Source organism: Chitinophaga filiformis, assembly GCF_900102545.1.
Classification (GTDB): domain Bacteria; phylum Bacteroidota; class Bacteroidia; order Chitinophagales; family Chitinophagaceae; genus Chitinophaga; species Chitinophaga filiformis.
The window spans coordinates 349406-365218 of the sequence record NZ_FNBN01000006.1 but is presented as its reverse complement, the minus strand read 5'-3'; the positions used below and the strand labels follow the sequence as shown (position 1 = coordinate 365218).

Genomic DNA, 15813 nt, shown 5'->3' with positions numbered 1-15813 from the left:
TGTTTTATTGTGATTGATAGAATATGATTGTGTCGTTTCGCTTACGGTAACTCACATTTATCAACAGCTTAATCTCCTCCAGCACCTGCTCCAAAGGCTGATGGTCAAATCTGGCAGTAATAGTGGATAGATCCGCCTGCCTTGTGAGCACACTGTCGGCCTTTATATGCAGGTGATAATAGTCGGCAAGGGCAGTCACTACATCTGCAAAAGGAGTATTATCAAATTGCAGTATGCCCGTTTGCCATGACAGGTAGTTGGAATCTTTGACAGTCGCAATGTTAATGCCCTTTTCATCCAATACAGCGTCCTGCTGCGCAGTCACGATATGCTTTCCGGCATGTTGGTCCTTGCCGGTAAAAAGGACCTTTCCACTACTTACTATCAGCCTGTCCTGATGCTCATTACTGTTGATCGTAAAGGAAGTACCTAATACCTCGATGGTAGCCCTGGCGGTCTGTATCCGGAAGGGATGATTGGTTTCCTGCTGCACATCAAAGTAGGATTCACCGGTCACCGTAACAGCCCTTTCTGTGGCACTGAATGTCTTAGGGTAACGAATAGAGGCGCCTTCCCGTAATATGACCAGGGAACCGTCAGGAAGCGTCAGCCGTTGACTACCCTTGCCTGCTGCTGCAATTGTCAGGATGGTCTTGTCCTGCTGCTGGTAAAATATCCAGCCGGCAAGTGCAAGTATGCCCACCACACAGGCCGCCGCAGCCAGTCGCATATAGCGGACCTTCGCGCTTTTTCCCAGAGGGGCGCCATGGCCCAGAGAGCTGTCCAGTTTCTCCCATGCCCTCGCGGTATCAAAAGCAGGTCGCTCCAGAATGCTGCCTGATTCATGCCACAGTTTAACCACTTGCTGATAGGCCTTTTCATGCTCCTCACTCCCCGCTATCCAGGCTTGCAGTGTTTCTTCTTCCGCACTGGTCTGAATGGCGCGTAAATGCTTTATAATGATTGAGACGATATGTTCAGGTATCTGTATCATAAGTTATCCCCGATATAAGACAAGACTTTTTTAAAAACTCCTATTGTCTTGCAGAAAAAATAAGAAAAAAGGGTAACACCCATATTCTGGCCTTTTGTACAAAGGCCTTGAGCAGTTTCATGGCCTTCCAGGTCTGGTTATTGACGGTATTGACAGAAATACCTAGGTTGTCGGCAATTTCCTGGTTACTGAGATGGCCCGTCCGGCTCAATAGAAATACCTCCCTGCATTTTGGCGGAAGCTGGTCAATGCCGTTCTTAAGCAAATCCCGGTAGGCCTGCAGATTGTCTTCTTCCGGTCCCTCTGCAATGTCCCAGCTGGCAGCAATTTCCTCCTCAGCATTCCAGTCTGCACTGGCAACCGGAAAACGTTTCTTTTGTTCAAGGAAATTAAAACAGCTGTTCCTTACCGCCTGATACAGGTACGCCCTGATCTTCGGGGATGGAATAACGTCCTGGTGTTTTTCCCAGATGCGGGTAAAGACTTCCTGGACTATATCTTCACTGCCGTCTCTGTCAGTTAACAGGTGAAATGCATACTTGCAAAGAGGGTCATAGAATTCCTGGAATAGTTGGCGAAACTGTGTATAAAGATCCTGGCGATCCACATGAAATGTTTTTTGTAATAAACGGACTGGCTTATGTAGACGTATGTTGCAACATGCACTCTAAGCAGGCAGTACAGAGAGCATAATATTAGAAAAATAATCTGATATGAGGATAGTGAAACAGGTGTTGCAGGATCAGCAGGAAATTGAGTAACAGTTCAATGGATGTACCGCGTTGCAGGTTATTGCAAAGTGGTGTTGTCAGCGGGCATTACGCTTTTGTTGTTTCTTATCCATTCTGGCTTCCATTTGTTCTTTCTTCTTCATCTCCCAGTCATTCCATTTCTTGTACTGATCGGGTGTCAGCACTGACTTAAAACGCTGGCTACGCTCTTCATTCAATGCTTTCATCTGCTGCATCTTATCTTTTTTGGAAAGCGTGGTATTGTGTTTGAGCTCTTCCATACGACGGGTTATATCAGTGTTAATCGTATGAATATCTTTGTCCTGCTCTTTGGAAAGGTTCAACCGCCGGTCAAGTTTATCGCTCATTTTATTAGCACGGTCCTCGGGTGTAAAGCGTACCTTTTTTGTTGCAGTGCTATCACTCTTCTGTGCCATGCTGATACCATTGAAAGCCAGTAACAGACATACCAGCAGCCCACTGATTCGGATCATACGTCTTTTCATAAAAAAGGAATTGTTCTCCCCTTAAATATAGGTAATTACTGCAATATTAGTACCAATCATCAAAAAACTTGATGAACATGCAGACACCACATTAATCATTTGTTACTTTTAAGGATCGGCTGGTGTTATTCGCATTGGTAGCACTCTTCTGATAGTCAGTACGCTATGAACCCAAAATCTAAACCAAATAGTCAAACGAAAGCCAATGAGTAAATTTTCCTGGCCGCGTAAGCGGCTTTCCCGTCTGTGTCTCCTACTGGGCGGCCTGCTTGCAGGTAGTTATGCCCGGGCCCAGGAGACCTTTCCTGTGAATGGTGTGGCTGACAACAGAGAAGGCTGTTATGCCTTTGTCAAAGCTACTATTGTAAAAAACGCAGGTACTGTTCTTAACAATGCCACCCTGGTGATCCGCAATGGACGTATAGTGAGTGTTGGCAATGGCTCTGTGCCTAAAGACGCTGTAGTGATCGACTGTGAAGGTAAATATATCTATCCCTCTTTCGTAGACCTGTACAGCGATTACGGTACCCCGCCCGTGAAGAAAGGTCCCGGTGGCTACAGAAGTGAAGTACAGTTCCTGTCTGCCACAAAAGGCGCCTATGGCTGGAATCAGGCCATCAAAAGTGAAGTGAACGCTGCCGCTGTTTTTACGAAAGATGACACTGGCGCAGAAACACTCAGGAATGTAGGTTTCGGTACAGTACTGTCCCATCAGCAGGATGGTATTGCCCGTGGTACCGGCGTACTGGTAACACTGGCAGACGAGCGTGATAATAAAGCGATGATAAAGGAGAAAGCCAGTGCGCAGTACTCCTTTGACAAAGGAAGTTCCACACAGAATTATCCCAGCTCTTTAATGGGTAGCATTGCCCTGCTGCGGCAAACATATCTCGATGCCCAATGGTATCAGTCACACCCTGCAAAAGAAGGTACCAACCTCTCGCTGCAGGCATGGAATGACAACCGTGCCTTGCCTCAGATATTTGAAGTATCCGATAAATGGGATGTATTACGTGCTGATAAAATAGGCGACGAATTCGGTGTACAATATATCATCAAAGCCAGTGGTAATGAATACCAGCGCATGCCTGAAATGATCGCTACGAAAGCGTCATTCATTCTGCCCTTAAACTTTCCTCAGCCGATAGACGTGGAAGATCCAAATGATGCGCGCTTTGTAGCCCTGAGTGAAATGAAACACTGGGAACTGGCGCCTACGGAAGCTGCTGCTTTTGAAAAGGCAAATATCCCTTTCTGCTTTACCGCTGCCGGCCTGAAAGATGTAAAACAGCTGCTTGCAGCTGTAAGAAAATCTATTGAATATGGCCTCAGTGAACAAAAGGCATTAGATGCATTAACGCTTGCGCCTGCACGTATCATTAAGGCAGACGATCAGGTGGGTTCACTGGAACCCGGCAAACTGGCTAACTTCCTGCTTACATCAGGCACCATCTTCAATGAAAATACCGTATTGTTCCAGAACTGGATACAGGGTAAGAAATATGTTGTAAAAGACGAAGGCTGGAAAGATGTACGTGGTACCTACACACTTACTGTTAATCCCGGCAATGCAAAATATACCCTCCAGTTAAAAGGAACGGCTGCAACGCCTGCGCTGTCGCTCATACAGCAGGATACTCTGACAGGTACAGTGACCATCAATGGTCAGCTGGTAAAACTGGCATTCCCCCTGAAAAAAGGTGGCGCTCAGTTACGCCTGAGTGGTGTAGCCGGTGCTACTGAATGGACAGGTACAGGAGTGGATACGAGCGGAAAATGGGTGAAATGGAGCGCTGTGTTCAGTGCAGCCAACAACAAACCGGATTCAGTTAAACCAAAGACAGCTCTGCAGATCGGTAATGTCTATTTCCCTTTCAATGGCTACGGATGGGAATCATTGCCTAAACAGCAGGACCTGTTGATTAAGAACGCCACTGTCTGGACAAATGAGCAGGAAGGTAAACTGGAAAATACAGATGTACTTGTACGTAATGGCAAGATCGCCCAGATAGGTAAGAATCTGCCTGCTGGTAATGCCCGTGTTATTGACGGTACAGGTAAACACCTTACACCGGGTATCATCGACGAGCACTCTCATATCGCTATTTCTAAGGGCGTGAATGAAGGCACGCAGTCAGTGACTTCTGAAGTGCGTATTGCTGATGTAGTGAATCCTGATGATGTGAATATCTACAGGCAGCTGAGTGGAGGCGTTACAGCGTCTCACCTGCTGCATGGTTCTGCCAACACTATCGGCGGACAAAGCCAGCTGATAAAGTTACGCTGGGGCGCTGATGCGGAAGAATTGAAATTTGCCGGCGCTGATCCGTTTATCAAATTCGCATTGGGTGAAAACGTGAAGCAGTCCAACTGGGGTGAACGCCAGCGTGAGCGTTTCCCGCAAACGCGTATGGGAGTAGAACAGGTACTGACAGATGCCTTTACCCGCGCCCGTGATTATGAAAAAGCAGGCCCGAACAAACGGCGTGACCTGGAACTGGATGCGCTTGTAGAGATCCTGAACAGCAAACGCTTTATTACCTGCCACTCCTACGTACAGAGTGAGATCAACATGCTGCTGCATGTGGCAGATACTTTCCACTTCCGTGTGAACACATTCACCCACATCCTGGAAGGTTATAAGGTAGCTGATAAAATGAAACAGCATGGCGCTGGTGCCGGTACTTTCGCTGACTGGTGGGCGTATAAGATGGAAGTACAGGACGCTATTCCTTACAACGCTACAATCATGCAACGTGTGGGTGTGAATGTAGCCATCAACTCTGATGATGCTGAAATGGCTCGCAGACTGAACCAGGAAGCGGCAAAAAGTATCAAATACGGCGATATGACAGAAGAGGAGGCACTGAAACTTGTTACGCTCAACCCGGCTAAACTGCTGCATGTAGACGCTCATGTAGGTAGTATTAAAGCAGGTAAAGACGCCGACCTGGTACTCTGGAGCGACAACCCGCTCAGTATCTATGCAAAGGCCGACAAAACCCTGGTAGACGGTATCGTTTATTTCGACAGGGAAAAAGACCTGGAACTGCGTCAGCGTATCAGTGCTGAGCGCAACCGCCTGGTGCAGAAAATGCTGGGAGAGAAGAAAAAAGGTACGCCTACCCAGAAAGCCGCTGCTACCATGGAGGAAATGTATCATTGTGAAGATCTGCAGGGTGGCCATCAGCAACGCCTGACAGATGGAAATAATGAATTGTAATTGCCCGACGCATTAACTAAACATCATGAAACGGATCATATTAACATATATCACCGCGCTTTCCTGTATGGCTGCATTTGCCCAGGAAACAATATATCCTGCACCGCCGCAGGGAAAGACTATTTACCTGATCAACGCCACTATTCATGTTGGTAACGGACAGGTGATCGAAAACGGCGCTCTGACTTTTACCAATGGCAAGATCACTGCTGTAGGCAATAATCTTCCTGCTCCCGCTGCCGATGGTACCATCATGGATCTGAAAGGGAATCATGTATATCCCGGTGTGATCGCTCCGTTGAGCAACCTTGGTCTGACCGAAGTGGAGGCTGTAAGGGCTACCAACGACTTCCATGAAGTAGGAGAGATCAATCCTTCCGTACGTTCACTGGTAGCTTATAATACCGATTCAAAAGTGATCAATACCCTTCGTTCAAACGGTATCCTGTTAGCACAGGTAACACCTGAAGGTGGATTGATTCCTGGTACATCTTCCGTAGTCCAACTCGATGCCTGGAACTGGGAAGATGCCGCTTATAAGAAAGACGGGGCTATCCATTTCTATATGCCCAGCCTGTTGCCGCCGCCTTCAACACCGGGTCGTTTCCCTGTCACCAAAGATGTGGTAGCAGAGTTTGCAGAAAAGACCGGTCAGGTGCGTACCTTTCTGCGCGAGGCAAAAGCTTATCTGCAGGAAGACAAACACAATGAAGTGAACCTGAAGTTTGAAGCCGTGAGGAAACTGTTTACGAAAGAACAGAAGCTCTTCATTCACTGCAACTTCGTAAAGGAAATGCTGGTGGCGGTTGACTTTGCAAAAGAGTTCGGAATTGATGTGGTGATTGCGGGAGGAGCTGATTCCTGGATCATCGCAGATGTGCTGAAACAAAACAATATCGCTGTGGTGCTGATCCAGCCGCATAGCCTGCCGGTATTACAGGACGATGATGTAGACCAGCCATATAAAACAGCTGCTCAGTTACAGCAGGCAGGCGTATTGTACTGCCTGAGCAATGAAGGTTTCTGGCAACAGCGTAACCTGCCTTTTGAAGCCGGTACCGCCAGCACTTATGGTCTTACTAAAGAACAGGCCCTGAGTGCGGTAACGCTGAACACAGCCCGCATCCTGGGCATTGATAAAAGCACCGGTTCCCTGGAAACAGGTAAGGATGCGAATATCGTTATAAGCACCGGAGATCTGCTGGATATGCGTAGCAGTGTTGTGACCCATGCCTTTATCCAGGGCAGGGAGATCAATCTGAACAATAAACACAAACAGCTGTATGAGCGTTATAAGTATAAGTACGGACTGAAGTAAGGCATAGAAAAATAATTGAAAAGCAGGGTGTTGTACTATGCAATACCCTGCTTTTTTTTGAGTTATGGCATGAATTTTTATTGTTTCCATAGCAAACACAGTAAAATGGGTGCAATCCTCAAAAGAGAAGATGCTATCCGGAAGGTCTCCGACCTGATCAATGAGGTAAGGGTATGCATGTTCACCACCATAGACGACCACGGACACGTCATTTCCAGACCCATGGCCACTGTTGATGTGGATAAAGATGGGAATGTATGGTTCTTTTCCAACGAATATTCCGGCAAAGTGACCCAGATTTCAGAGAATAATGAGCTGAACCTTATTTACTCCCATCCGGGGCATAATACCTATCTGAATATCTTCGGTATTGGCTCTATCATCATTGACCGGGAGAAAATGAGGGAATTATGGACACCGGCAGTAGAAGCCTGGTTCCCCGAGGGGATTGACGATCCCCGCTTATGCCTGCTGAAAGTAGATACGAAACAGGCCTGGTTCTGGGATAATTCTTCCAGTAAGATGGTGATCTTCTTTAATATGCTGACATCGATTATTACAGGAAAGAAGTATCAGGAAGGGGAGCATGGGGAGCTGGATATAGAGTAGAATAATATGTTCGGGAAACAAAACGCCGATAGACTCCGGTAGGAGTCCTGTTGTTTGTAGCGCGGGGTTTCAACCCCGGGGAATAATACGGGTCCAACGGAAAGACATTAAACAATAAGGGCCGGCAAATGATGAATTGCCGGCCCTTGATTGTCCCTGTAATTATTTATTTAACGATTATTAGATGGTAATCTTTTTTACCTCTTTGAACGAGTATATATCTGTCGTTTAACAGCTGGCTCTTGTCAACCTTCTGGTCAATAGCAGTTACTTTTACCTTATTAATGCTGATACCATTGTTCTGCACCATTTTTCTTGCTTCTCCCTTACTTGGAAGTATACTTGTTTCTGCGAGGAAAGAAACAACATCTTTACCTGCTTCAAGATCCGCGGCAGCTACCTCTACCTGTGGTACACCATCCATTATTTCTAATAGCTGTGTTTCTGTCAGGGATTGTAGTACCTCGGCTGTATCATTACGGAAGAGTAAATCGGATGCTTTGAGCGCAAATTCCAGTTCCTTTTCTCCATGTACAAAGATAGTCAGCTGTTCTGCCAGTTTCTTCTGAAGCAGTCTTTTACCCGGATCCTGATCATGTAAAGCGATCAGTTCATCGATCTCCTGCTGAGGAAGGAACGTGAATATTTTGATATAATTCTTGGCATCTTCATCAGCAACCTTTACCCAGAACTGGTAAAACAGGTAAGGAGATGTTTTCTGAGGATCCAGCCACACGTTGCCTCTCTCTGATTTCCCGAACTTACTACCATCCGCTTTTTTCAACAGTGGACAGGTAAATGCAAACGCCTCACCGTTCGCTTTACGGCGTACCAGTTCAGTTCCAGTCACAATATTTCCCCACTGGTCAGAACCGCCCATCTGGAGCTTAACGCCCTTCGCAGTGTATAAATGGTAAAAGTCGTATCCCTGAATCAGCTGATAGGTAAATTCTGTAAAGGACATACCGCTATCTCCTTCCAGTCTTCTTTTTACAGAATCCTTGGACATCATGTAGTTAACAGTAATATGTTTACCTACATCACGGATGAAATCCAGGAAGGAAATGTCCTTAAACCAGTCGAAGTTATTGACCATTTCAGCTGCATTAGGCTTTGCCGGATCAAAATCCAGGAATTTCTCCAGCTGTGCCTTGATACCTTTCTGATTGTGTGCCAGCGTATCCAGATCCAGCATTTTCCGCTCTTCTGCTTTAAAGGAAGGGTCGCCCACCATACCGGTAGCACCTCCCACCAGCGCAAATGGCTTGTGGCCAGCTCTTTGTAAGTGTACCAGCAGCAGGATCGGCACCAGGCTGCCTATATGAAGGGAGTCTGCCGTAGGGTCAAATCCTACATAAGCACTGGTCATTTCTTTTAATAATTGCTCCTCTGTGCCCGGCATTATATCCTGCACCATTCCTCTCCAGCGTAATTCCTCTATCAGGTTCATGATTAATTGGGATAATTTTTGCAAACGTAAGAAAAGAATTTTAAACGATATGTGGGGAACCGGCTGTGTACGTTAAATTCGTACATTGAATCCCGGATAAAACCGCCATCTTCTGTAAAGAGTACACTATGAGAAAAATCTTGTTTTTTATCGCATGCCTGTCATTGACAATCAATGCATTAAGTGCCCAGGACTGCAAGAACTACTACTATTTGCTGAACAATGCAGAAGTAGAAATGACGGTGTTCGATGCAAAGGGCGCTGCTGTAGCTAAGAATGTTTACAACGTATTGTCTGTCAGTAAAGAAGGCGATGCCAGCGTATCTGACTTTACCTCTACATTGAAAGATGTAAAAGGAAAAACGATCTCTTCCGGAAAAGGAAAATTCAAATGTGATGGCGGTCAGATCATGATCGATATGAAAATGTCCCTGCCTAATCTTCCCCAGCTGCAGGATATGAAAATGGAGTCAGAAGGGAATGCTTTTTTGAATTACCCGACAAACCTGAAAGAAGGGCAGTCGCTGCCGGATGGCTCATTCGAAATGAATGGTAATGCCAACGGCATGGATATGGGCCTTCAATACAAAGTGACCAACCGTAAAGTGGCTGGTAAAGAAAAGGTAACGACTGCCGGCGGTAGCTGGGATTGCTATAAGATCACTTACAACATAAGCCTCTCCATGAAAATGATGGGAATGAGCATCCCGGTGGAAATGGTAGCTGCTGAATGGTTTGCTCCCGGTTTCGGTGTGGTAAAAACCGAAACCTCCAGAGATGGCAAACCGGCGGGCCATATGGAGATCACCCATGTAAAGAAATAGCCTGATCGTATAAAAAGAAAGCCCTCCACGAAGATGGAGGGCTTTCTTTTATGAAGCCGGTTTACAGGCTTTTCAGGCATTCCTTCAGGCTTTCACGCCAGTGAAGGATCTGTAATCCGAAAGTATCTTTGATCTTCTGTTTGTTCAGAACACTGTAAGCCGGTCTTTTTGCCGGAGTAGGATACTGGTCTGAAGTAATAGGCGCCACGGTGCAGGACGCGCCTGTCAGCTCGCGGATAGCCACTGCAAAATCATACCAGCTGGTCACCCCTTCATTGCTGAAATGATATACTCCACCATAGTTGCCTGGGGTATCCCATACTTTGGTCAGGATATTCAACATGGCTTTTGCCAGGTCTACGGCGTAGGTAGGAGTGCCTGCCTGGTCAAATACCACGTTCAGGTGCTCTTTCTCCTGCATCAGCTCACGCATACGTTTTACGAAGTTGACACCGAATTCGGAATACAGCCAGGCCGTGCGTATCACGATAGTATCCGGGTTGACATCTACAGCAGCCGCTTCTCCACGCAGCTTGGAACTTCCATAGATGCTGGCAGGACTGGCGTCATCAGTTTCTGTGTAAGGCACGTTCTGTTTGCCGTCAAACACATAGTCAGTGGAAATATGTACCAGCTGCGCATTATGCTGCTGGCAGATATTGGCCAGGTTGAGTACGGCTTCAAAGTTCAGTTTGAAGGCCAGTTCCTCGTCATTCTCTGCCTTGTCTACCGCGGTATACGCTGCACAGTTGATACAGGCGTGTATTTCCTGCTGTGAGAACAAGTTGCTGACAGCTTCCTCACTGGTAATATCCAGCTCATTGAAGTCGGTATACACAAAGGAAAACCCGGAATAATCCGCAGCAATCTTTTTCAATGCTTGTCCCAGCTGGCCATTGGCGCCGGTTACCAGAATATTTTTCATTTACTTATTTGGATTGAAAACGAAGTTATGCGTACAGTTTTCGAGTGTAGGCAGCACTATATCTTTCTCAGACACGATCGCATCGGCCAGGTCAATACCCCAGTCAATGTTCAGTGCAGGATCATTGTATATAATACCTCCTTCACTGGCTTTATGATAAAAGTTATCGCATTTATACATCACTTCTGCTGTTTCACTGATCACGGAATATCCGTGAGCAAAGCCTTTCGGCACCAGCAGCTGTAATTTATTTTCAGCAGTCAGCTCTATGCTGAAGGCCTTACCATAGGTAGGAGATCCTTTACGGATATCCACTGCCACATCGATGATCTTTCCTTCCAGCACTCTCACCAGCTTTGTCTGCGCATAGGGCTCCAGCTGGTAATGTAATCCTCTCAGTACACCGTAAGTAGAACGTGCCTGGTTATCCTGTACAAAAGGCAGGTGTAATCCATACTGTTCAAAGGTCTGCGCACTGTAACTCTCAAAAAAATAGCCACGGCTATCATTAAACACCCTGGGTTCGTATACTAACAACCCTGGGATCCCTGTTTCTGTAAAAGGCATAGTTATCTCTTTTGATACTGCTCACTGTAATAATCCTGGTACGCTCCGCTGGTTACATGTTCCAGCCATTCTTCATTGGCGAGGTACCAGTCCACTGTTTTTTCAAGACCTTCTTCAAACTGGAGGGAAGGCGCCCAACCCAGTTCTTTATTGAGCTTGGTAGCATCAATGGCGTAGCGCAGGTCATGGCCGGCGCGGTCTTTTACGAAAGTGATCAGTTTAGCAGAAGTACCCGGTGCACGCTGGAGTTTTTTATCCATGATCATGCACAGCAGGTTAATAAGGTCAATATTTTTCCATTCGTTAAAACCACCGATGTTGTAGGTTTCGCCAACGCGGCCTTTATGGAAAATAGTATCTATCGCTCTGGCATGATCTTCCACAAATAACCAGTCACGTACATTCTCACCTTTACCATATACAGGTACCGGCTTATTGTTCTTGATATTGTGGATAGCCAGCGGAATTAATTTTTCCGGGAAATGATTGGATCCGTAGTTATTGGAACAGTTTGATATAACAACTGGCAGATGATAAGTGTGATAATATGCATTCACAAAATGATCTGAACTCGCTTTAGAGGCAGAATAAGGTGAACGGGGATCATACGCAGTTTCTTCTGTGAAGAAACCTTCTGCCCCCAGGCTACCATATACCTCATCGGTTGACACATGATAGAACAACTTGCCCTCATAATTGTCTTTCCAGTATTTCCTGGCGGCATTCAGCAGCACGGCAGTCCCCATCACATTGGTCCTGATAAACGCCAGCGGATCCATGATGGACCTGTCCACATGACTCTCAGCTGCCAGATGGATCACGCCATCAAATTGATGAGTGGCAAACAACTCATCGATGAATGATTCATCGGTGATATCGCCCTTCACAAATTTATAATTAGGCTTATCCTTAATGTCTTTCAGGTTTTCAAGATTACCGGCATAGGTTAATGCGTCCAGATTGATGATCTGGTAATGAGGGTAGTTATTTACAAATAATCTAACTACATGAGATCCAATAAATCCTGCGCCACCGGTGATTAATATGGTGTTGTGCATAATGATTATTTAATTCGGGCTACAAATTACGAATTGCGGATGAACCTTTTTCTAACCAGTTTAGGTAGTAAAGGCTCACCCGCTATCCGGAATTATTTATTAAGCGCCTGTTTGAAATATTCGTAAGTGATCTTCAGCCCCTCTTTCCTGTCTACTTTTGGCGCCCAGCCCAGTAATTCCTGTGCTTTGGTGATATCTGGTTTTCTCTGCTTCGGATCATCTTTCGGAAGTGGCTGATAGATAATCTTTTGTTTGCTGCCTGTCAGCGCCAGTATCTCTTCTGCAAATTCTTTCAGGGTTATCTCTGCCGGGTTGCCGACGTTCACCGGAAGGTGATAATCACTCAGCAGCAGGCGGTAAATACCATCTACCAGGTCTGATACATAACAGAAAGAGCGGGTCTGGGAGCCATCGCCAAAAACGGTGAGGTCCTGACCTGTCAGCGCCTGGCTCATGAAAGCAGGCAGTGCACGGCCGTCATTAAGGCGCATACGCGGACCATAGGTATTAAAGATCCTGATGATCCTTGTATCTACACCATGGAAATTGTGGTATGCCATGGTGATAGATTCCATGAAACGTTTGGCTTCGTCATACACACCACGTGGGCCTACCGGGTTCACATTCCCCCAGTATTCTTCCGGCTGTGGATGTATTGTCGGGTCGCCATATACTTCAGATGTAGACGCCACCAGGATACGCGCCTTTTTTTCCTTGGCAAGCCCCAGCAGGTTGTGGGTACCTAATGAACCTACCTTCAATGTCTGGATAGGCATTTTCAGGTAGTCAATAGGACTGGCGGGAGAAGCAAAGTGCAGGATGTAATCCAGTTCGCCTGGTACATGCACAAATTTGCTTACATCATGATGATAATATTCAAATTCCGGTAAAGGAAAGAGATGTTCTATATTCTTGATGTTGCCGGTCAGGAGATTGTCCATTCCAACAACACGGTAGCCTTCTGCAATAAAACGATCACACAGGTGTGATCCCAGGAAGCCGGCAGCGCCGGTAATTAGCACTCTTTTCATTTCAATAGGCATTTTCAATGCGTGAAAGTTAGTTAGTAGCAGCAGCGCGTCCGACACTCTCGTAATGGAATCCCAGTTCGGCCATACGGGCTACGTCAAACAGGTTCCTTCCGTCGAATATCAGTTTGTTCTTAAGAGATGCGCCAATCCTGTCAAAATCAGGGGTCCTGAACACGCTCCATTCTGTAGCAATGACGAGGGCGTCTGCATCTGCAAGACATTCATACTGGCTGGAAGCATATGTTACTTTGTCGCCGATAAGACGTTGCACATTTGTCATCGCTTCAGGATCAAATACGCTTACAGTTGCTCCCGCCGCAAGCAGGGCATCAATCATGTATAATGCCGGTGCTTCGCGGATATCGTCTGTATTAGGTTTGAAAGCCAGTCCCCAGAGAGCAAAATGTTTGCCCTTCAGTTCATCCTTGAACCATGCCTTGATCTTTGGCATGAGGAACAGTTTCTGCCGCTCATTCACATCCATTACTGCCGTTAGTATTTTGAATGCATAATCTGCATCTTCAGATGATTTTACCAGCGCCTGCACATCTTTCGGGAAGCAGCTGCCTCCGTAGCCAATGCCGGGGAACAGGAAACGTTTACCGATCCTGTCGTCGCTGCCTACACCTCTGCGCACCATATCCACGTCAGCGCCGAGTTTCTCACAGAGAATTGCGATCTCATTCATGAAAGAGATCTTGGTTGCCAGGAAGGAGTTAGCTGCATACTTGGTCAGTTCTGCGGATTTCTCGTCCATATAGAGTATAGGGTTACCCTGACGTACAAACGGTGCGAACAGATCGCCCATTACTTTACGCGCCCTTTCAGAGCGGGTACCGATCACTACACGGTCTGGTTTCATAAAGTCATCTACCGCTACCCCTTCACGCAGGAACTCCGGATTGGATACTACGTCAAAAGGATGTTTGCAATGTTTTGCAATGGTAGCCTGTACCTTTTCGGCTGTGCCTACCGGTACAGTACTTTTGTCAACAATCACTTTGTAATCTGTGATGAGCTTCCCCAGTTCATCTGCTACACGCAGGATATAGGAAAGGTCAGCAGAGCCATTTTCGCCAGGAGGAGTAGGCAGGGCAAGGAAAATCACTTCCCCGTGTTTTACGCCATCAGCGAGATTGGTAGTGAAATGAAGACGTTCTTCTTTGAGGTTACGCTCGAACAATTTTTCAAGTCCAGGTTCATAGATGGTGATCTGCCCGTTGGAGAGCTTGTTGACCTTGTTGATATCTATATCAACGCAGACAACGTCATTGCCCGTTTCCGCAAAGCAGGTCCCCGTAACCAGGCCTACATAGCCTGTACCTACTACTGTAATTTTCATTTGGAGTTTTGATTTAAGAATGATTTAACTGAATCAATGATGTACTGTAGCTGGTCAGCGTCCATCTCAGTATGTATCGGTAATGAAATAACCTTTGAGGTCAGGTCGTCAGTAACCGGGAGATTGAATTCAGCACCACCGAAATTCTCGAACATTTTCTGACGGTGTGCAGGAACAGGATAATAGATCATTGCAGGTACCTTGCGTTCGGCCAGATATTGCTGCAATGCATTGCGGTCAGCGCCATTCAGCTGTAGTGTATACTGATGATACACATGATAGCTGTTGCCGGCTCTGTAAGGAGTTGTGATCTGCGGAATACCGGCAAAACCGGCATCATAAGCATCCGCTACAGCGCGGCGTGCTTTAATATATTCATCGAGCAAAGGCAGTTTGATATTCAGTACAACCGCCTGCAGTGTATCCAGGCGGGAGTTTACGCCTACTACATCATGGTAGTAACGGGCAGATTGTCCGTGATTGGCAATCATTTTTATTTTGGCGGCCAGTGCATCATCATTGGTGAAGATCGCACCACCATCTCCATAGCAACCCAGGTTCTTGGAAGGGAAGAAGGAGGTACATCCTATCTGTCCGATAGCACCCAGTTTCTGGGTAGTGCCATCTGAAAAAGTATAGTGTCCGCCTATAGCCTGGGCATTATCTTCAATGACAGGGATATTATATTTCCTGGAAATTTCCATGATAGCTTCCATTTCTGCACTGTGACCATACAGGTGTACAGGAACGATCGCCTTTGTCTTAGGTGTAATGGCTTTTTCCACCTGCACTGGGTCGAGGCAGAATGTTTTAGGATCTACGTCCACAAATACAGGTTTCAGCTGTAACAGGGCAATTACCTCCGCAGTAGCGATGAAAGTGAAAGAAGGTGTGATCACTTCGTCGCCCGGCTGAAGATCCAGCGCCATCATGGCTATCTGCAGTGCATCCGTACCATTGGCACAGGGGATGACATGTTTTACACCGAGGTAAGTCTGCAGCGCAGTGGTGAATTGTTGTACAGGTGCGCCATTAATAAAAGCAGCATTATCGAGCACGTCAGCCATTGCAGCATCTACCTGCGGCTTTATTTTCAAGTATTGGCGTTTTAAATCCACCATTTGAATAGGAACCATGTGTGGGATAGATATTTTGTTTAAAGTGAGCAAATTTACAAAAATTGACATAGGAAGGGCAGTATCTTTGCAGCCGATCCAAAAAACAGTAAAAGTACC

The 15813-nt window shown here is 46.3% G+C and carries 14 protein-coding genes; 4 read left to right on the top strand and 10 right to left on the bottom strand.

Going from position 1 to position 15813, the window contains the following annotated elements; all coding sequences use genetic code 11:
• Positions 1-4: 4 nt before the first annotated feature.
• The 3 genes from BLR32_RS23870 to BLR32_RS23860 all read right to left on the bottom strand — a co-directional run bounded on the left by BLR32_RS23870 (position 5) and on the right by BLR32_RS23860 (position 2231).
• The gene (locus BLR32_RS23870; protein ID WP_089835363.1) at positions 5-994 is read right to left on the bottom strand and encodes a FecR family protein; all 990 of its coding nucleotides are present in this window, start codon (positions 992-994) and stop codon (positions 5-7) included.
• 40 nt (positions 995-1034) lie between these two features.
• Positions 1035-1601: an RNA polymerase sigma-70 factor gene (locus BLR32_RS23865; protein WP_176842410.1), complete on the bottom strand. Its 567-nt coding sequence runs from the start codon at positions 1599-1601 to the stop codon at positions 1035-1037.
• A 201-nt stretch (positions 1602-1802) separates the two neighbouring features.
• Positions 1803-2231, bottom strand: coding sequence for a hypothetical protein (locus BLR32_RS23860; protein ID WP_089835361.1), 429 nt, complete (start codon positions 2229-2231; stop codon positions 1803-1805).
• 205 nt (positions 2232-2436) lie between these two features.
• Between BLR32_RS23860 and BLR32_RS23855 the strand changes: the two genes are divergently transcribed.
• From BLR32_RS23855 to BLR32_RS23845, 3 genes are all read left to right on the top strand, one after another.
• The gene (locus tag BLR32_RS23855) at positions 2437-5454 is read left to right on the top strand and encodes an amidohydrolase family protein (protein WP_089835360.1); all 3018 of its coding nucleotides are present in this window, start codon (positions 2437-2439) and stop codon (positions 5452-5454) included.
• Between the two features lie 25 nt (positions 5455-5479).
• Positions 5480-6772 carry an amidohydrolase family protein gene (locus BLR32_RS23850; protein ID WP_089835359.1) on the top strand — a complete coding sequence of 431 codons (1293 nt, stop codon included), beginning with the start codon at positions 5480-5482 and terminating at the stop codon, positions 6770-6772.
• 105 nt (positions 6773-6877) lie between these two features.
• Entirely contained in the window at positions 6878-7381 is a 504-nt protein-coding gene (locus BLR32_RS23845) for a pyridoxamine 5'-phosphate oxidase family protein (RefSeq protein WP_089835358.1), read from the top strand.
• Positions 7382-7547: 166 nt separating this feature from the next.
• On the opposite strand, the gene tyrS is transcribed toward BLR32_RS23845, so the two are convergent.
• Entirely contained in the window at positions 7548-8831 is a 1284-nt protein-coding gene (gene tyrS, locus BLR32_RS23840) for a tyrosine--tRNA ligase (protein ID WP_089835357.1), read from the bottom strand.
• A gap of 128 nt (positions 8832-8959) precedes the next feature.
• On the opposite strand from tyrS, the gene BLR32_RS23835 reads away from it, so the two are divergent.
• On the top strand, positions 8960-9655 hold the full coding sequence (locus BLR32_RS23835; protein ID WP_143011557.1) for a TapB family protein: 696 nt from the start codon (positions 8960-8962) through the stop codon (positions 9653-9655).
• A gap of 61 nt (positions 9656-9716) precedes the next feature.
• On the opposite strand, the gene rfbD is transcribed toward BLR32_RS23835, so the two are convergent.
• The 6 genes from rfbD to BLR32_RS23805 all read right to left on the bottom strand — a co-directional run bounded on the left by rfbD (position 9717) and on the right by BLR32_RS23805 (position 15714).
• Positions 9717-10580: a dTDP-4-dehydrorhamnose reductase gene (gene rfbD / locus BLR32_RS23830; protein WP_089835355.1), complete on the bottom strand. Its 864-nt coding sequence runs from the start codon at positions 10578-10580 to the stop codon at positions 9717-9719.
• Positions 10581-11147, bottom strand: a complete 567-nt coding sequence (gene rfbC / locus BLR32_RS23825) for a dTDP-4-dehydrorhamnose 3,5-epimerase (protein ID WP_089835354.1) — start codon at positions 11145-11147, stop codon at positions 10581-10583. It lies immediately after the preceding gene.
• A gap of 2 nt (positions 11148-11149) precedes the next feature.
• Positions 11150-12205, bottom strand: a complete 1056-nt coding sequence (rfbB, locus tag BLR32_RS23820; RefSeq protein ID WP_089835353.1) for a dTDP-glucose 4,6-dehydratase — start codon at positions 12203-12205, stop codon at positions 11150-11152.
• A gap of 92 nt (positions 12206-12297) precedes the next feature.
• Positions 12298-13236 (bottom strand): UDP-glucuronic acid decarboxylase family protein, encoded by a 939-nt coding sequence (locus tag BLR32_RS23815; protein ID WP_176842409.1) that lies wholly within the window; start codon positions 13234-13236, stop codon positions 12298-12300.
• A gap of 28 nt (positions 13237-13264) precedes the next feature.
• Positions 13265-14578: a UDP-glucose dehydrogenase family protein gene (locus BLR32_RS23810; protein WP_089835352.1), complete on the bottom strand. Its 1314-nt coding sequence runs from the start codon at positions 14576-14578 to the stop codon at positions 13265-13267.
• Complete coding sequence (locus BLR32_RS23805; protein WP_089835351.1) at positions 14575-15714, bottom strand: DegT/DnrJ/EryC1/StrS family aminotransferase; 1140 nt, start codon at positions 15712-15714, stop codon at positions 14575-14577. The genes BLR32_RS23810 and BLR32_RS23805 overlap by 4 nt, the downstream gene beginning before the upstream one ends.
• Positions 15715-15813 lie beyond the last annotated feature (99 nt).